This window comes from Psychrobacter sp. TS_SC_6, from assembly GCF_056156305.1.
In genome coordinates, this window is record NZ_CM149590.1 from 1,388,414 (window position 1) to 1,407,057 (window position 18,644).

At 40.9% G+C, this 18,644-nt stretch carries 18 protein-coding genes; 5 read left to right on the plus strand and 13 right to left on the minus strand.

The window, feature by feature from the left end:
• Positions 1-109: 109 nt before the first annotated feature.
• From accC to AC0J5Y_RS05940, 4 genes are all read right to left on the minus strand, one after another.
• Positions 110-1,471: an acetyl-CoA carboxylase biotin carboxylase subunit gene (accC, locus tag AC0J5Y_RS05925; RefSeq protein WP_475131976.1), complete on the minus strand. Its 1,362-nt coding sequence runs from the start codon at positions 1,469-1,471 to the stop codon at positions 110-112.
• Between the two features lie 204 nt (positions 1,472-1,675).
• Positions 1,676-2,107 (minus strand): acetyl-CoA carboxylase biotin carboxyl carrier protein, encoded by a 432-nt coding sequence (accB, locus tag AC0J5Y_RS05930; protein WP_475131977.1) that lies wholly within the window; start codon positions 2,105-2,107, stop codon positions 1,676-1,678.
• Positions 2,108-2,504: 397 nt separating this feature from the next.
• Entirely contained in the window at positions 2,505-3,872 is a 1,368-nt protein-coding gene (locus AC0J5Y_RS05935; protein WP_475132104.1) for an MATE family efflux transporter, read from the minus strand.
• A gap of 380 nt (positions 3,873-4,252) precedes the next feature.
• Entirely contained in the window at positions 4,253-4,750 is a 498-nt protein-coding gene (locus AC0J5Y_RS05940) for an EVE domain-containing protein (RefSeq protein ID WP_475131978.1), read from the minus strand.
• 228 nt (positions 4,751-4,978) lie between these two features.
• Here AC0J5Y_RS05940 and hemW point away from each other — a divergent pair, with 228 nt between their 5' ends.
• Positions 4,979-6,304, plus strand: a complete 1,326-nt coding sequence (gene hemW, locus AC0J5Y_RS05945; RefSeq protein WP_475131979.1) for a radical SAM family heme chaperone HemW — start codon at positions 4,979-4,981, stop codon at positions 6,302-6,304.
• Between the two features lie 96 nt (positions 6,305-6,400).
• On the opposite strand, the gene AC0J5Y_RS05950 is transcribed toward hemW, so the two are convergent.
• A complete protein-coding gene (locus AC0J5Y_RS05950; protein WP_011280495.1) occupies positions 6,401-6,541 on the minus strand; it encodes an entericidin A/B family lipoprotein in 141 nt (46 codons plus the stop codon).
• A 261-nt stretch (positions 6,542-6,802) separates the two neighbouring features.
• On the opposite strand from AC0J5Y_RS05950, the gene AC0J5Y_RS05955 reads away from it, so the two are divergent.
• Positions 6,803-7,366 carry a tRNA (cytidine(34)-2'-O)-methyltransferase gene (locus tag AC0J5Y_RS05955; RefSeq protein WP_475131980.1) on the plus strand — a complete coding sequence of 188 codons (564 nt, stop codon included), beginning with the start codon at positions 6,803-6,805 and terminating at the stop codon, positions 7,364-7,366.
• A gap of 66 nt (positions 7,367-7,432) precedes the next feature.
• Here AC0J5Y_RS05955 and AC0J5Y_RS05960 read toward each other — a convergent pair whose 3' ends face one another.
• From AC0J5Y_RS05960 to tusD, 4 genes are all read right to left on the minus strand, one after another.
• Positions 7,433-7,789: a TusE/DsrC/DsvC family sulfur relay protein gene (locus AC0J5Y_RS05960; RefSeq protein WP_475131981.1), complete on the minus strand. Its 357-nt coding sequence runs from the start codon at positions 7,787-7,789 to the stop codon at positions 7,433-7,435.
• Positions 7,786-8,124 (minus strand): hypothetical protein, encoded by a 339-nt coding sequence (locus AC0J5Y_RS05965; RefSeq protein WP_475131982.1) that lies wholly within the window; start codon positions 8,122-8,124, stop codon positions 7,786-7,788. Before AC0J5Y_RS05965 ends, AC0J5Y_RS05960 begins: the two co-directional genes overlap by 4 nt.
• Before the next feature lie 79 nt (positions 8,125-8,203).
• Positions 8,204-8,527, minus strand: a complete 324-nt coding sequence (locus AC0J5Y_RS05970) for a hypothetical protein (RefSeq protein ID WP_475131983.1) — start codon at positions 8,525-8,527, stop codon at positions 8,204-8,206.
• 20 nt (positions 8,528-8,547) lie between these two features.
• The gene (tusD, locus tag AC0J5Y_RS05975; protein ID WP_475131984.1) at positions 8,548-8,979 is read right to left on the minus strand and encodes a sulfurtransferase complex subunit TusD; all 432 of its coding nucleotides are present in this window, start codon (positions 8,977-8,979) and stop codon (positions 8,548-8,550) included.
• 276 nt (positions 8,980-9,255) lie between these two features.
• Between tusD and glnE the strand changes: the two genes are divergently transcribed.
• The 3 genes from glnE (at position 9,256) to AC0J5Y_RS05990 (ending at position 14,363) form a co-directional block, all read left to right on the plus strand.
• Entirely contained in the window at positions 9,256-12,093 is a 2,838-nt protein-coding gene (glnE, locus tag AC0J5Y_RS05980) for a bifunctional [glutamate--ammonia ligase]-adenylyl-L-tyrosine phosphorylase/[glutamate--ammonia-ligase] adenylyltransferase (RefSeq protein ID WP_475131985.1), read from the plus strand.
• A 282-nt stretch (positions 12,094-12,375) separates the two neighbouring features.
• The gene (locus AC0J5Y_RS05985) at positions 12,376-13,305 is read left to right on the plus strand and encodes a branched-chain amino acid transaminase (RefSeq protein WP_475131986.1); all 930 of its coding nucleotides are present in this window, start codon (positions 12,376-12,378) and stop codon (positions 13,303-13,305) included.
• 305 nt (positions 13,306-13,610) lie between these two features.
• Complete coding sequence (locus AC0J5Y_RS05990; RefSeq protein WP_475130150.1) at positions 13,611-14,363, plus strand: IS5 family transposase; 753 nt, start codon at positions 13,611-13,613, stop codon at positions 14,361-14,363.
• A gap of 35 nt (positions 14,364-14,398) precedes the next feature.
• On the opposite strand, the gene AC0J5Y_RS05995 is transcribed toward AC0J5Y_RS05990, so the two are convergent.
• Genes AC0J5Y_RS05995 through AC0J5Y_RS06010 form a run of 4 tightly spaced genes read right to left on the minus strand, consistent with a single transcriptional unit; the run spans position 14,399 to position 18,615 of the window.
• On the minus strand, positions 14,399-15,424 hold the full coding sequence (locus tag AC0J5Y_RS05995; protein ID WP_475131987.1) for a capsular polysaccharide synthesis protein: 1,026 nt from the start codon (positions 15,422-15,424) through the stop codon (positions 14,399-14,401).
• On the minus strand, positions 15,360-16,214 hold the full coding sequence (locus AC0J5Y_RS06000; RefSeq protein ID WP_475131988.1) for a glycosyltransferase: 855 nt from the start codon (positions 16,212-16,214) through the stop codon (positions 15,360-15,362). The genes AC0J5Y_RS05995 and AC0J5Y_RS06000 overlap by 65 nt, the downstream gene beginning before the upstream one ends.
• Positions 16,215-16,268: 54 nt before the next feature.
• Positions 16,269-17,036 (minus strand): glycosyltransferase family 25 protein, encoded by a 768-nt coding sequence (locus tag AC0J5Y_RS06005; RefSeq protein ID WP_475131989.1) that lies wholly within the window; start codon positions 17,034-17,036, stop codon positions 16,269-16,271.
• A 4-nt stretch (positions 17,037-17,040) separates the two neighbouring features.
• A complete protein-coding gene (locus AC0J5Y_RS06010) occupies positions 17,041-18,615 on the minus strand; it encodes a glycosyltransferase family 2 protein (RefSeq protein ID WP_475132106.1) in 1,575 nt (524 codons plus the stop codon).
• Between the last annotated feature and the right edge of the window lie 29 nt (positions 18,616-18,644).

Here is an 18,644-nt window from a genome sequence, read left to right on the forward strand (position 1 = left end):
GCTTTAATTACAGTCATTATTAAAAAAACCGCTATCTGCATGGATAGCGGTTTTTTTAATAATGACAAGCTTTGATAATAAAGATATTTTATATCAATATTTAATCAGTTTACAAGGTGGCTTTTTCTTTATTATTAGTTAACAATTCTCTTTCAAGATAATGAATATTCTGTGCTTCATGAACAAAATTATCATCTGATAAAATTACATCACGATGCATCGGGATATTTGTTTTGATACCTTCAATAACCAACTCATCAAGTGCCTGTAGCGTTTTAGAAATCGCTTGCTGACGGGTTTGACCATGACAGATAAGCTTACCAATCAAAGAGTCATAGTAACTTGGAATCTCATAGCCAGGATATAGATGTGAGTCAAAGCGGATACCAGCCCCACTAGGTGAATACAGCTGAGTGACCGTACCAGGTGATGGCATAAAGGTCACTGGATCTTCAGCATTGATGCGACATTCAATCGCATGACCTTGAATTTCAATCTCACTTTGGCGATACGATAAACCGTAGCCGGCTGCGATTTTTAACTGTTCAACGACCACATCAATGCCTGTAATCATCTCAGTAATAGTATGCTCAACTTGTACGCGAGTATTCATTTCAATGAAGAAATATTCGTTATTTTCAAATAAAAATTCAAAAGTACCAGCACCGCGGTATTTAACCAGCTTACATGCTTTTACACAAGCATCTAAGATAGGCTGACGTACATCATCAGGAATATCAGGGGCAGGGGCTTCTTCTAAAACTTTTTGATGACGGCGCTGTAATGAGCAATCTCTATCATATAAATGAATGGCATTACCAAAACCATCGCCAAGTACTTGTATCTCTACATGTCGCGGGTTTTGGAGATAACGTTCCATATAAACCGTATCATCACCAAACCATAGCTCAGCTTCTTGCTTAGCCGCTTGCACTTGACCGATAATTTCTTCGAAGCGCTCAACCACACGCATACCACGACCACCGCCACCCGCTGCTGCTTTAATCAACAAGGGAAAACCAATATTGCGTGCTTGCTCTTCAGCATTGTGTAGCGTCACAGCACCTACTGAACCAGGTACTGTCGGCACACCCGCTTTTTTCATGGCATTGATCGCGGAAACCTTGTTGCCCATCAGACGAATATGATCTGCAGTAGGACCTACAAAGGTTAATCCAGCTTCTTCAATACGTTCAGCAAATTCAGCATTTTCAGCCAAAAAACCATAACCAGGGTGAATGGCATCAGCACCAGTAATCTCAGCAGCAGTCAAGATAGTATTGATATTTAGATAGCTTTGATTGGCATTAGGGTTGCCGATACAAATGGCTTCATCAACAAAGCGCAAGTGCATCAAATTGGCATCAGCCGTAGAGTAAACACCAACGGTTTGAATACCAAGGGCTTTACAAGCGCGAACGATACGTAGAGCAATCTCACCTCTATTGGCGATGAGCAGTTTTTTTATCATGGGGTCATCCTCATTGAAGCGGCGTTTTTTAATGGAGTCGCTATATACAGCAATATCGAAATTTATTATTAAACCTAATGATTATCTAACTTTAAAATCTTTAAGCTTAGATATGATTAAGCTAAAATAGCCTAAGCATAATTTGATATTGCCTAATAAGTAGCACACTCTCCATCAGAACGAAGTAAAGGTTGGCAAATCTGATTACGCTTTATAGCGTACGATAGGCTGACCAAACTGTACCACTTCAGAATTAGTGACCAAGATCTCATCAATAACACCACTTTGAGTCGCCTCAAGAGGGTTCATAATTTTCATCGCTTCAATGATACCGAGCGTATCACCAGCTTGCACTTTTTGTCCAACCTTTATAAATGGTGGATCATTAGGACTAGGGGCTGAGTAATAAACGCCAACCATAGGCGATGTCTCAATACTACCTGCTTTCATCGCAGGCTGTGATTCGATAGCATGAGGTGTAGCAGCACTAGCAGTAGGTGCAGCCATCATCGTTGGCGCCGGTGCATCATAGTGACGAGTCAAACTGATATGCTCGTCATCTGAGCTGATTTCCAAATTAACCAGTTCGCTTTCTTCCATGAGTGCAATGAGGGTGCGTATTTTTTCAATATCCATAATTTTATTTTTGCCTTTTAACAAATTCGAGAAAAATAGTGTAACTAAATATTGTGTAGATAATCGCTAATGATACCTATATTCACAGCAATGAGCAATCGATGTACAGTTGTTAACTGAGTTTTTTTACATATTATGACGTAAGCGCTCGTTTGAGTAAGAAATGCTCAAGAATTTATCATATAGTCAGGGAAAAGCAATATCGATACATCAAGTACTGCTGATATTAATTTTTCTTGCTTGCTGTGCCTACGCAGACAGAGGCTGCAAAAAATTTATACCAGCAGTACCGTAGCGTTTTTAAGGTATTTTAACTATAGTCTATGTGACTTGCGAGCGCCAGTGATGATTATTGCAGATAACATTTAGATAAACTTGTGTAAACCTAGTCTTATTATTATCCCCACATTGCTAGCAATCTCTTTTGTTGGTAGCGCAAACGTATGGTAAGTAAAATAGACGATAAGAATAACCCTGTAATTAAAGCCATCCAAAAACCTTGTGCCCCAATATCAGTGAAGCGTACCAGATAAATACCAAGCGGCAGAGCCACTATCCAGTAGCAAAATAGGGTAACCCACATCGGTATTGTAGTATCTTGCATGCCCCGTAATATGCCCGCGACATTGACTTGCCAGCCATCAAATAGCTGATAAGCAAGCGCAAAGATGAGCAAATGCATGGCTTGAGCTCGTACTTCAGGATCGTCAGTGAATGCCGCTGCCAATTGTGGTCTAAATAGCCAAACACCAATCATACAAGCAAATGCAATAAGCACCGTCCATATAAGACCAGTTGCTTGTACTTGACGCAATGCCATTAGGTTTTTTTCACCAAAGCGGTTGGATACCATAATAGTCAGTGCCATCGCGACCGAAATTGGGATCATAAACAACTGCGAGGTCACTGATAGGGCGACTTGGTGCGATGCGGTTGCCAACTCACCCAATGGACTAATCACCAGTGCGCCTAAGCTAAATAGACTGGCTTCAAAAAAGATAGAGACGCCAATTGGAATACCAAGTTTGAGAAGTTTTTTTATCTGTGCCCGATTTGGACTGGCAAAGGCATAAAAAAAGCGCGTACTGGCAAATTGCTGACGCTTAGTAAAGCTGGTATAAGCGGCTAATAACAAGACGTTAATCCACAAAACGATAGCAGTTGCTACCCCGCAACCAGCGCCACCCATCTCAGGCATGCCAAACAAGCCATGGATAAAAATATAGTTAAGCGGGATATCTGCAAGCAGCCCTATGATACTAATAACTGTCACTGGCTCAGGTCGACCAAGCGCTTCACAGTAACTACGCAGCACCGCATAAACGGTGATTGCAGGGAAGCCAAATGATACGCCATGCAAATACTGAGTTGCTATCGGTTGTATATTCTCAGGAACACCCATGAGGGCAAGTACATTGGGTGCTAGGTTGACAATGATAAAACCAAGGATACCAATGACACCAGCCGTCCATAATGACTGCTGCGTGATATGTGGTACTTTATCGAGTTGGTTTTGACCAATGGCTTCACCGATCAGAGGCGTAGTCGCAATTAAAATACCTGTTGCTAATAAAAATAATGGTAGCCAAATACCTGAGCCGACAGCGACAGCAGCCAAATCAAGTGCCGAAACTTGACCTGCCATAATGGCATCGACAACACCAAGCGCTGCTTGACAAAATTGGGTGATTAAGATGGGCAGCGCGAGTATACCTAATCGTAAACTGTAACTTTTAAAATCTACAAAAGACAACGGGAAAACCATAATGAGCAACTTTTATTCTTTACAATAATTTTTTTTGATAAACAAATTTTACTAATGAACAAACACAGCCATCAATAAATCAATAGCAAGGCAGTAAAATAGGAGGTGTGCGACGATAATACTCCGATAAATAATATGAGCAAGTCCATTTTTAATAACATTAGGCATGCAGAGTGAAAAAAGAATCACTGATGCTAGAATAAAAATAACCCGTCAATTCAAGTAATGAAGTGACAGGTCGTAAGTTAATAGAATGGTAAAGAAGTTAGCCTATAATATAAATATTTTGGCAAGGTTTGATAAGTCTCGTATTTATAGGTGTACTAAGCCCCCAATAGAAGAATCAAACATCAATTTTGGTGCTTGTAAGTCAGAGTTATTCATTCAATAGAGTCAGTATCTTCTGACAGTAAATTGAGATTTCTTGCCATATCCATAATCGCATACCAGTGTTTAGGCTCAAGTGGTATGATGGTCAATTGCTCACAGCCTTTTCTGAGTAATAATGAGTCCTCGAGCGCAGGCAAAAACTTTAGCTCTGACAGTGGCAAAATATCATTAAAAGTTTGCTCAAAGGTCACATCCACCATATACCATCGCGGAGTATCTGCGGTGGCTTTCGGGTCATAGTGCCTGTGTTCAGGATGAAATTGAGTAATATCAGGATAGCCAGCTTGACTAATAGTCACGATACCAGCAATGCCAGACGGTCTAGCGCTAGAGTGGTAAAAAAACGCCTTGTCACCTACTTGCATGTCATCACGCATAAAATTGCGGGCTCGGTAATTGCGCACGCCATCCCACATCTCGGTGCCTGCACCTTCTAATTCTTTTATACTAAAACAGCTCGGATTAGATTTTATAAGCCAATATGACATGGTTTTGTCCTTTTTATATAGCTGGTCATTTATAATTATTGTATATAACAATGGTGATCCTAAGTTATTTTGCCTATAACTAAGACTTCTTACCATCAGCCTTTGCCATGGGTTTTGTTATCGATAGAATTTTCTTGAAGTTAGGCTTTTTTTTACTGAGCTTAGCCGTTATCCTAGCGGTATTTTCTGCTACTGATGGCAGTTACCTATTTATAGATAAGTCCGCTTATGTCAAATATCAAACCCAATCAACTGTCTCAGCAAGCAAAGCCTTTTGATGACGGTCATTCGAATACAGTAGAAGTGACAGACATTCCATTGGCGCTATACATCCATATCCCGTGGTGTGTCAAAAAATGCCCTTACTGTGATTTTAATTCCCATGAGCTACCAGTTGATAGTCAGCTGTCCATGTATGACGAATACGTAGATGCATTATTGCAAGATGCTGCTATGCAGCAGATATTGACCCAAGGACGTGAGATTAGCTCCATATTTATCGGCGGTGGTACGCCATCATTGTTGCCGATTGTGCAGTATCAGCGCTTGTTTACCCAGTTGCGTGAGATTTTTAGGTTTGCCCAAGATATTGAGGTGACGATGGAGGCAAACCCAGGCACCCTTGAGCATGCGCCATTTGCTGAGTATTTAGAGGTGGGTATTAATCGCTTATCGATAGGTGTGCAGAGCTTTTCTGCGGAACAATTAACCACGCTTGGACGTATTCATAATCCTACCCAAGCGTTATCTGCAATTAAAGCAGCTCGAGAAGCTGGATTTGAGCGCGTAAACGTGGATTTGATGCATGGACTGCCAGACCAAACCACGAGCGAAGCGTTAGACGATATTCAAATGGCACACGATGCTGGTGCGACCCATATCTCATGGTATCAGCTGACCATTGAGCCAAATACTGTATTCTATCGCAGTCAGCCAATTTTACCCAATGAAGATCGTTTGGCAGATATCGAACAAGCGGGTCAGACGTTATTACAGAATTTTGGCTATGACAATTATGAAGTATCCGCGTGGTCTGGGTCAGCAGATAAGCCATGTCGTCATAACGTCAATTATTGGCAGTTTGGTGACTATTTGGCAATCGGGGCAGGTGCGCATGGCAAAGTGACTGTCGGACAAGATATTGTCGGGCAAAACATAAGCAATCATATACCTACCGATGTATGGAGTATGGATAGCGAAAATACTCAAGCAGGTATCTATCGCTTTAGTAAATCCCGTATGCCAAAAAGTTATATGGAGTATCAAGAAGTTCATGGCCAAGATGAGGCATCAATATCAGCGCCAAAAATGGTTGGCTGGCAAGCGATTGATGAAGAGGAGCTGGTTAGTGAGTTTATGCTTAATGCCTTACGTTTGCATGGCGGCGTAGCATGGCCGTTATTCGAAGCACGTACGGGGCTAAGTTATGACAGCATTGCAATACAAGTTGCTACATTAATCGAGCAAGGTCTATTGATAGATCATTCGGAACAGCTGCAACCGACAGAACTTGGTAAAAGGTATCTCAATCAAATATTAAGAGCATTTTTATAGACTGGTAGGCGAACCCAGTTTCCAGAACTTACGCTTTAGAAAAAAGGGCTTACCACATAGATGATAAGCCCTTTAAACAATCTAAATATTTAAAGCTTAGATTTTGTTTTGTACTTCTTGTGCAGTACCACTTACAGCACTACCAGCGCTTGATACGTCTTGGCCTAGACCTTTAAAAGTGTTACAACCAGTTAATACAAACATAGCAGCCAAAGATGCGATAACTAATTTTTTCATGGTATATTCCTCAAAAAAGACAGATACAGATAAGTAGTTTAATAACAGTGAAACCTAATGTTTATCCTAAGTTGCACTGCAAGATGATAACAGACGATGACAATGTTTTTATATTATCCCCTTGTCCGTTACAGCCATCATAATCAAAGTTAAAATACCTGCACAGTATCAAAATGTAATTATTGGCAGTAAACTGTAACTTTTAATTACCCTTGCCATATAAGTCAGAAAAATAACCCTAATGCTAATGACGGAGAGAGTATGACCATTCATATCGTGCTGGTAGCGCCAAAAATGCCCAGCAATACGGGCAATATCATTCGCCTGTGTGCCAATAGTGGGGCGCAGCTGCATTTAGTTAAACCATTAGGGTATGAGCTGGATGACAAAAAATTGCGCCGTGCAGGATTGGATTATCATGAGTATGCCCATCTGCAAGTGCATGACAATTGGTCAATAGCAAAGCAAGCACTGCAAGATGCTGGTTGTCATACCATTACGGCATTGACCACCAAGTTAAGTAAGCCTTTTTATGATTATGATTTTGGTGAACAAGCAACTGCAGAGTCAGGTAATGAGTTTTCTGGAAATAATGTGGCCATGGTTTTTGGCTCAGAAACAGCGGGACTGACAGATGATATACGTGAAGATATTGGCGCTGATAACTGGCTACGACTGCCGATGCTAGCAGATTCGCGCAGTTTGAATCTGTCGAACAGCGTGGCAATATGTTTATATGAGGTATGGCGACAACAAGGATTTGGCGGTGATGAAGGTCGTAGTATTGGCTATGAGACGCTGACTGTCTACGACCCTAAAGAGTGATTTTTATTATTAAAAATTAAAAAAGGCAGATAAATAAAATAATTTATTTGCCTTTTTTATGGGTATTTATAAGCAATTAGGAGGTTTAGGCAGTCCAGCAAGGCGATTGACATGGCGGGCGACCAAGCCGGTATTGAACAGCTGCTGCAACTTTTGATTGCTGATGTCATCATCAGGTAAAGTCTGCTGTAGCCATTTTATTAGTGGGCGCGTGGCAGGTGCGTGATTAAATTTTACAAAAAAAGCTCGTACTTGCTCCAATATGGCCAAGTGTTCAGCGTTTAAATTTATGTCCAAGGTATTGGCTAATTGCTGTGCAATAACGGGCGTCCAGATAGTGTGGTCACATAAATGACCATCTTGGTCTAATGCCATATTGATTGAGCTCAGAGAAGATGTAGATGAGTTAGTAGACATACTCATAAGGCAATCGTCACTACTTTATCAAAGCGGCTGTCTTGGGTCATTACTACCCATTCTGCATCGCTTAAAATACCAGTGAGCTTTGCTGCTAGATTAAGCTTTGCTGCGGTATTTTCATGCAACTGTGCCACGTCATCAGCAAGCGCATAAATACCAGCAATGGTGTCTATCTCCATATTTTCGATATCGCCCAAATACGCATTGAACCAATCTATATACGCGACGGTCGTACCCAATAAAAGAATGCTATCACCTGCCTGCCATGACAGAGACATTTGTTCTGTACTACGTCTGAGCGTATCCATACTGCTATGTAATTGATATAAAGTTGCCATACTTGTGTCCGATTGATTGCTATCTATAGGTTTGAAACAATAAAATGGTACATCAGCTTTGCTAGGGATGGTTTTGATATTAAAAAGTCAGAATTTGCTCAAATGCTTGTAAATTTACTTCTTCTGGAATCAAAACCAACTGCGCTGCCAAGTCCGTTGGTAGCATGCCCGCTATCCAGCCGCTAAAGACATCATCAGGTAGCCACGCTGGCGGCATATCATAGAGCTCAAGCGCTTGAATCATACCTTGCAAGCGTGCATCTGGCTGCATTAAAAATCCAAAGACGGGTGCATCCAAATACAGCTGCACTTCGTGTCCAAAGGTTGCCAAAGTTAAAGCCAGCGCACAGCCTTCATAGCTTGCCATCTCAGTGGGCGTATGCAGTCGAATGAGAAGTTTCATGGGATGTTCCTAATTTTTTATTAGAATTGTAGTAAGCGACAGTCGCCTTGCATCATCATCGCAAGCTCACTCAGACCTACCAGCTTAAAACCTGTCGCTAGATTTTCTGTCTCTAACTGATGGCGTGTGCTGTTATCTGTATCACTGACACCGCGGCTGAGTGCCGTACTGACGCATACTGGTAGTACAAGATTATACTGTCCTGCAAGTGCCTGCCACTCTTGGGTGATATTTGCCTGATCGGCGGACTGCCACCTTAAACGATTGGCAGTATGGGCTGCATCTGCATAAAAAAATAGGTTTAATGTGGGATTTTCATGAGTGGTGCTATTGGGCGCATTATCGGATAAAGAGGCGTTTTGTAAATAAGCGCGCGCATAACGTAATGCCAAATGGGCAAGTGGATGGCTTGGGTCAGCGGTGATCAAAAGTAGAGTCGTTGAGGTTGTCATAATGGCGGTATCACATAGTATGAATAAGCATTGAATAAATGAATGTTTAAAAGGACTGAGACCTTATTGACGTACATTGTAGCATCATTCAGCGCTTTTTCATTTTTTGCAAGTATGCTTGCTCTTGGCAGCGCATTACTTTATTTATGTTACTATAAAAGCATGGTGTTTCACTGATCCATAGCAGTTATGACCGTTCCGTAAGAAAAAACAATAAACTTATTCGCCCAGTTCACGTAGGCTTATGGCTCTATGCTGCAATGAGGTAACATTATTATGCTATCTACCACCCCCAATGGTAACGGCTATCAGCCCACATCAGAACAGCTACAAGTACTGCAAACTGCCAGTGAGTTTGCCTATCAGGTTTGGCACAGTCGCACGGGAGCTTGCCAGACGTTTTTACGCAGTTATCCTTTGGATACGACCTTAACGCGCCAACAAATTGATGATTTGATACAAGATTATACCTTGGACGAAAATTATCAGCTTGGCCATGAAACCAAAGTAATGAGTGGCTTACGCAATTTGCGTATGTTACTGATGATGCGCTGGGTATGGCAAGATGCGTTGGCAGTGATTGAGCTTGAGCAGCTGACCGATGAATTGTCCGAATTCGCTGATGGTTGTATTTTATTTGCCAAAGACTATACCTATCAGCAGTTGGTGACTCAATATGGTCAGCCTACCTTTGTTAATAAGATGGGCAATGTGCAAGTCGATGATATGGCGATTATGGCAATGGGCAAGCTTGGCGCTCATGAGCTGAATTTATCGAGTGATATCGACCTGATTTTTATTCATCAGGCACGCGGTGAAACTGACGGTGATAAAACCAAAGGCACACGCAGTATCGATAACAAGCGCTTTATGACGCGCCTTGGTCAAGGTATTATTAAGCTACTCGATAATAATACTGCGGATGGTTTTGTGTTTCGGGTAGATATGCGCCTGCGTCCATGGGGCGATGGTAGCGATTTGGCAATCCATCTATCAGCGTTGCAAAAGTATTTTTCTCAGCATGGACGAGCATGGGAGCGGTTTGCTTGGTTAAAAGCCCGCGTGGTTGGTCATATAGAGCGACCGTTCTATGATGACATTCAAGCACTTATTAAGCCGTTTGTCTTTCGATATTATGTCGATTATAGTGCTTTTTCGGCATTACGAGAAATGAAGTCTCTGATTCAAAATCAAGTCGCCCAGCGTGAGGATTTGGACAATATCAAACTCGGTGCTGGTGGTATTCGAGATATCGAGTTTATCGTTCAAGCTTTCCAGTTGATTTATGGCGGACGGCATCCGCAGCTACAGGTTAAGTCTTGTTTGAAGGCAATGCAGGCGCTGTATGAGCTTAAGTATTTAGAAACAACCACTTATCAAAATCTACAGAGCGCTTATCGGTTTTTACGTCGGCTTGAGCACGGTATTCAGGCGATTAATGACCAGCAAACCCAGCGCCTCCCTCACGATGCGTATTGGCAGTACAATCTTGCGCTCACGCTTGGGTTTGAGGAGTGGGAGGGATTATTAGCTACCCTGAATCATCACCGCTATCATGTCAATGTGCCGTTTGAGCGTATGGTTACTGAAAGGCAAGTGCCGGATCATGATGATGAGTTAGAGCCTGCTAACTTGGATGAGCAAGTGGCTCGTTTAAATGACGTGTTGACGGAGGAGAATCATAGCCAATTGCAAAATTTTTGGCAGTCAAAAATGGTTGCCAATTTAAGCGATGAGGCGCGTGAACGCTTGGACGGAGCGTATCCAGTCATTGTACATGCGCTACTTGCTCATCAAGATCAGCAGCAACTGGCGAATACCGCATTGCCGCGCTTGATCGCCTTGGTTGAAGCGATTTGTCGTCGTTCTATTTATTTAGTCATGATTGCAGAGAACCCAAACGCCACGGTTGAGTTGATTCCGATGCTGTCTGCTAGCCCTTGGATTGCCAAAGAGCTGGCACAGTATCCAGTGTTATTAGATACATTTTTACAGCAACGCTATCGGCACTTACCAGACAAGCTTGAGCTGCGTGATATCTTGCGTCAGCAGTTATTGAGAGTAGAGCCTAATGACGAAGAAAAGCTGCTTAGCGTATTACGATTATTTAAAAAGAATCAAGTATTAGCGGTTGCCGCCAGTGATGTGCTCGCTGAACGTCCAATCATGAAGGTGTCAGATTCTTTAACATACATTGCCGAGGTGGTATTAGAAGCAGCGCTTGAGCGTGCTTTTGCTGAAATTGTGAAACGTTATGGTTATCCTATTGGTCAAGATGGCGATCCGGTCACCGAAGCGGATTGCGGCTTTGCGATTATAGGCTACGGTAAGCTTGGTGGTCTTGAGTTGTCTTATTCATCAGATTTAGATTTGGTGTTTTTGCATAAAATAAAAGAGCAAGGTATGACCACGGGTGAAAATTCGGTCAGTGGCATGAAGTTTGCCGCACGCTTGGCACAAAAGCTCATGACCTATCTTAATACCCAAACCCGTGATGGCCGTGCTTATGAGGTGGATATGCGCCTGCGTCCCTCCGGTAATGCTGGCATGATGGTGGTGTCCTGTCATGCGTTTGAAACTTATCAGCTTGAGAAAGCTTGGTCATGGGAGCATCAAGCGCTGGTACGGGCAAGGGCGATCTGCGGTGATAAACGCGTTACAGCCCGTTTTTGTGATATTCGCCGTACGGTCTTAGCATTACCGCGCACAATTGAGGAAGTACGTATCGAGGTAACAAGTATGCGTATCAAAATGCAAAAGCATCTGGGTACGAGCCAATGGCAACAGCAAGCGGGTAAGTTTCATCTTAAGCAAGATGCAGGCGGTGTCATTGATATCGAGTTTTTGGCACAATTTGCCGTATTGGCCTATTCGCATGAGCATCCAACCTTGACCAAATGGAGTGATAACGTCCGTATCTTTGAAGAGATGGCGACACTCGGTATTTGGGAGAGTGAGATCTGTCAAGATCTGACGGATGCTTATTTGCGCATAAGGGCTGCAACGCATCAATTGGCACTATCCGAGCAGTCATTACTGGTCGATGAGTCGCTTTGGACTGAAACCCGTGCACTCGTACAGGCGCAGTGGCATCATTTGATGGGTGTAGAATAGACAGAATAGCGGTACTAAAACAGCTGTGCTGAATGAAAGGACAGTGTTAAGACAGCCTTGGTGCTGATATTTAATGCCATATAAATAAAGGCACTGCAGTAATGAACTAAAATATTTCATTTGATTGGTGTGCTGGTGATATAATCATTTGCGCATTAAATTTGTACATGATATTCGTGCATTAAAACAGACACTCAGTGTCAATATAAAATTTTAATTAAAACAGTTACTTAATACTCAACAAAAAAAGTTAGACGTTAGCGCTAGCATAAGGATGATTCGATGAATATGGCAACAAAGGAAGGCAAGCTTTGGATGAATGGCACGATGATTGAACAGCCAGATGCCAAGGTACACATACTGACACATAGCCTGCATTATGGCATGGCGGTCTTTGAAGGCGTCCGTGCCTATCAAACTGCTGATAACCGTACCGCGATTTTCCGCCTAAAAGAGCATACTGAGCGTTTGCTAGGCTCGGCGAAGATTTTCCAAATGGATGTGCCTTTTGATGCAGCAACACTTGAGCAAGCACACAAAGATGTGGTCAAACAAAATAACTTGGCAGAAGCCTATATTCGTCCTCTAATTTGGGTTGGCGCAGAGAAACTTGGCATATCTTCGCGTGATAACAGTATCAATGCCATGGTTGCCGCTTGGCATTGGGGCGCTTATCTTGGTGAAGAAGGTATCAAAAATGGTATCCGCGTAAAAACATCTTCATTTACACATCACATGACCAATGTGACTATGTGTAAAGCAAAAGCTTCAAGCAACTACCCAGTATCTATCATGGCAAACCAAGAAGTGACCCGTAATGGTTACGATGAAGCTATTTTGATGGATCCACAAGGCTATGTCTGCCAAGGCGCTGGCGAGAACCTATTTTTAGTTAAAGATGGTGTGCTACATACTCCTGATTTAGCAGGCGGGGCACTTGACGGTATCACGCGTCGAACTATTATCCAATTCGCTGAAGATTTGGGCATTAAAGTTGTTGAGCGCCGTATTACTCGTGATGAGTTCTACTTGGCGGATGAAATATTTATGACAGGAACGGCTGCTGAAGTCACGCCTATTCGTGAATACGATGATCGTACCATCGGTAATGGTGGTCGTGGTCCGTTGACTGAAAAGCTGCAAACCTTGTACTTTGATGTGGTACATGGGCGCAATGAGCAGTATATGGATTGGTTAAGCTTTATTGACTGATATATAGATATTAAAACGGATTTGAAAAAAAGCTAAAGCATTAAATGTTTTGGCTTTTTTGTGTCAGTAAGCATAGTATTTGATGGGTTTAACGTAAGCATCCGACAATCCCGGGGCGGTTCATCATTGGATTGTACTGTATATTTTGGGCTTGGTATTAGGGCGTGTTGAACATTGGATAGAAATTGATGGCAAAAAAAATAGCGAACGGTTAGGGCGTGTTGAACATTGGATAGAAATTGATGGCAAAAAAAATAGCGAACGGTTAATCTTTAAGTTCTGACACAAAAAAGATATCGTTCGCTATGCCTCGCACTATGCTCAAAGATGAACACTGGACAAGACTGAAACCTATCTTACTAGAACTTAAGATCTATGACAAAGAAAATCTTAGAAATACAGTTGAAGGCGTGCTTTATCGTATGCGTGTTGGCTGTCCTTGGCGGGATCTGCCAGCTTACTTTGGCAAGCCTAATACAATATACAAAGCTTACCAGCGCTGGTTTAAGAGTAATAAGCTGATTGCGCTGTTTGCTTTATTAATCAAAGACGCTGACTGTGAATGGGTATTTATTGATGGTACTCATATCAAAGCGCATCAGCACAGTAGTGGTGGTAATGAGAACACCCAAGCCATTAGTAAAAGTGTGGCAGGACGCGCGACCAAGATTCACTTAGCCGTTGATGCTCATGGCAATCCACTGACCTTTATTTTATCAGATGGTACCACCCATGATGTTAAGGTCGCACCTGATTTAATAGACAAGATAGATTTAAGCGATACAGAGGTTTTATGTGCCGATAAAGGCTATGATTCTGATGCACTACGAGCCCATATTGAACAAGCAGGGACGCATGATAACATCCCTAGAAGATCAAACACGAAGTCCTCTAATGATCATATGGACTGGGACTTGTATAAAGTACGCCACTTAGTAGAAAATGCCTTTGCTAAGCTAAAGCAGTATAGGGCGGTTGCCACTAGATTTGATAAGCTCAAGCAGAGTTATGAGAATACGGTGGCGCTCGCTTGTGCTTATATTTGGCTCAAATTATGAATGTTCAACACGCCCTATATTTCTACCGTGTAAAATCAAGTATTTTTTAATAAATGCTCATAGTATGAATCAGGTCTAACTTCTTTAACATAAGACATTTTATGTATGCCAGCACATGAGAGTATTTTTTGATAGTCGACTTCATTATAAGGGTTATGCAAAGCAGCAACCAATAAATGAGGTTGAGTATCATCAATGACAGGACATTGATACTGTGCAAGTCTCCCTTTAATGAGCGTATCAAACAAGATTTGGAAGAAGAAGTAATGAGGGATATATTCCTGAGTTTTCCAAAAATTTAATATTAAATCCAAACACGTATGAATGACAGGATTATTTTTATGAGCAAAGATAACACTGTTCAGCAAGTTTACCTTGTGCTTACTATCCCAGTTAAAATAGTAGCTATTAAATTTATGCCATTGTTGTTTATTATGTGCATCTACAGCACGCTGATACATAAAAAAACCATTATCTTGTAGCATATTAGGCAAAGGTTCAGTGAGATAGATAGTCGCATCTAACCAAACACCGCCATAAACATCAAGTAATGCTAGCCGTAATAAATCTGCAAAAAATGCCGGTTTGAATCCTGAAAATGTTTTTTTATCCCAAACAAATTTAGGTAGATGTAGATATTCATGGATATTACTGTCATCTAGACGGATTATTTTATAGTTTGGACAGTGTTTGTCTATCGATTTGAAATATAATTTAACCGCTTCAGGCAACTGATTTTCATTAATGCCTTGACCCCAATACTGCCAAATTATTTTTTCATCATAAAATTCTTTTTTTGGCTGCAATGAAAAATATTCTAGTTTATCGTTGTAATATAGTTCAATAAAAGATGCCCAACACGTTGCCACTTGGTTTTGTTGCTCAAGATCGGCCTCTTTTTCAAACGCTTTGCGTTTGCTGTGAGGTGTGGTTAAGTTATATAGATAACGATAAGGCTTTTTCTTTTTCTTTTTGAGCTGTTTATGACTCTCACTATCAGAAAAAAAGTGAGGCGATATATTGCTTGAATCGAGTATTGAGCTTTCTTTGACGTTTGCCATTCTTCTGCTCCCAGTCAGATTTTGTAATTTTGTCATTTGTTTCGGCTCTTAGATAAGCATGTCCGCCAAATCGATAATGTGTTTTATCCGAAAACATTATTTTTGAGCTTTTTTTCCAGTATTCGTGCTCTCCACGTGTGAAATAGGGTGGTAGAACTTTAATGTCTGTACGATCTAATGCAAATTTGTTCAATTGACTTTCATCATGCCATAGTGCAATAACGTTATTTTTTAAATCTAATTCTGTGTTTTGGTTGAGAGTTTCACACATCTGTAAATATGCATGAGATTTCCCACCATTCAACGCACCTGTGAAATAATACTTTCCTTTATGATAGGGAATATATGCTTGTGATTGAGGGTTACGATCATAAGTGTAGGCACGTTTATTGAGATGAAACATATGAGGCTGGACGCCGAGACTCAGCTCCTCATGCTGATCGAGGGGCAATAACTCATCTTCAGTGATATCAGAAAGGAACTCTGTATTGGCATTAAAGTAGAATATGAAGTCATATTTTTCAATAATAGACTTTACCCCTAAAAAGAATTTAAAGCGCATCAATGTGCTATAAGGCCATCCTAAAGCCTCCTGTTTTATCATTGTGACATTCGAATAGTCAGTCTGACTGCTGATTAATGCTAGGTTATCAGTAAATAAAACATAGTGTTTGTTACTATTGGGAAGTAAGTGTTTTTCAGCAGAGTGATAGAAGTACTCCCAAAAAACGGTATATCGCCCTGTGGCAATATATAATATGGCTACAGATGGTTTGTTATCTTCCGTCATTACGTTCCAATTCCAAAATTATTGTCATAATAAATTATTTTACGATAAAATATTCTATTTAAAAGCTACTTCTGCCGCAAATATGGATTTCTTAATCTTCATCCCAATCCTGTTAATTTCGCGCTTCGCTTTAAACATAGTAGGTTTTTTCTCTGACTTCATGCGACCTTGGCGATCTTTAATTAGGGCGCTTGGGAGCGAGGGATTGTTTTTATTTAAAAGCATTTCTTGAATACATAGGGCAGGGGTCATTTGATATACGGGTTCAGCGCCATGTTTGATAAAATCGTCAAATATTAATTCATCAAGCGGTCGCAGTTTGTTTTTTGAGATATAGTCCAAATATATTTGCGCACCGCGCAACGATAAAATATAGCCTGCGGTACCTAAATTCCTACCTTTTAATTGGGCAAGGCCCCGCCTATTTGAGATAATCTCAGAGGAATTAGAGGACAAAAAGACTTTTTCAGAAAAGGCTTCTATTTTAATAATATGCCATTCAGGTTTTATCCAATTCGTAGTGGTTAATAACGCTTCTGCATCTTCACCTAAATATATATCGTCTTCAAAAATGGCTAAATAAGGTATGTTTTGGTCAATCATTTGTTGCCAGACGCAAGCATGGCTCATAAAACATGCCAATTCGCCACCAGTCATAGCGATGTTTTCTAAATCAATGGACAGGGTTTGGGCATAAGTATGAGCTAAATCTGGAGTCAGCGCATTAAAGAATTCAAAATGCACATGATTTTTTTGGAACTCTTGGATAATATGGGATCTGCGGTCTGTGGCAGATATTAGGCTGATAACTATGTTTTGCATTTGATTATTTTCCTGATCTACGTTCTTGGTTGAGTTGCCAAAGCATTATATATTTATCCATAGTGTAGCCTAATGAGGCAAAAGCCAAAATATAGCCATAAGCCCCGCCTAATATCTCAGCACGCATGATGTATTCGCGAAAGAAAGAAAACCAAGAACGTAACAACATGCCTAAAAGTGTTATCTTTTTACCTTTATGATGTTTTTCTCTTGCCCAGTCATGACTGTAGCGCACATTTTTCATCAAAAAATGGTGTAAATTATCGTTGGTAATATGCAATAGATAACCTTGCAATACCTCACTTGGAATGCCTTTTTGATCTAACGATTCATGTACATCTAAATCAGAGTATTTGAATAAGCGATTTGCATATAAGCGTGCCAGTTTGTCTGTATACCACATACGTTTTTGTACTTCGACGCCGCAAAACTGATTGACTCGAGCCACGCTAAATACTTTATCAGTCTGTAGTGGCTCATTTAATAAGTCAACAATAGAGTGACGTAAATCGTTTTCTAAGCGTTCATCTGCATCTAGTACTAAGATATAATCACAAGTAGCATAAGATTGCGCTAACTGTCGCTGTTTCCCAAAGCCTTGCCACTCTTCATTGACATACCACTTTGTTCCATACTGCTGAGCAATAGCCTCAGTGTTATCTGTACTACCAGAATCCAAAATAATAATTTCATCTACAATATCTTGTACCGTTTTTAAACACGCTTCTAAATGCTTGCCTTCGTTTTTTACAATCATTACTAAAGACAAGCTGCTTTGCTTTTTCGATACGTCTACTGGCTGTAAGTTTTCAGCTATTTCCAACGATTTTATAAATGCTTGCTCTGCTTTGTTGTATGTTAGGTCATATAAAATAGCGTACTTATTAAAGGTATACTGCATAAATAGCAGCGAATATATAAGTCCATATTTGCCTTTTAAGAAGCGCCCATCTATTAGATACTGCTTAATAAATGCCCAAAGTGGATTTAAGATAACTTTATGAAAGCCGACTTTCTTACCTTTTGCATGATGATCTTCAGCCCAAGCTTTGGCATAGTCTAAGCGTTTTTGCAGCCAAAATAATGGCGTTTCGGCTGTATGATGGCGCATAAAGCCATCTAACGTTTCAGTCTTGGCATTATTAAGTACTACAGATTCATGAACGAGATTATCATTATATGAAAAATGACTGGGATATAAGCGCCAATGCGCCTTTATTGCCCAGTAGCTAGGGTCAATTTCGTGCCCAAAGATACAATCAATACGTTTGATTCCGTAGATTGTATTATCAGGTTTTTGTGTGATGACCTTTATTATACTTTCCTTAAGCTGAGGAGTAACTTCTTCATCAGCATCTAATGCAAAAATCCAATCACCAGTCGCATATGACTGTGCTAATTGACGTTGTTTGCCAAATCCTTGCCAGTCTGTATTGACGTACCATGTTCCGCCATATTGCTCTACAAGCTGACGGCTATTATCGGTGCTGCCTGAGTCTAATACTATAATTTCATCAGCCAATCCTTGTAATGAAGGCAAAGTAATGGCAAGGTTTTTGGCTTCGTTCTTAATAATCATGACTACTGATAAGCGGCATGACTTGGTAG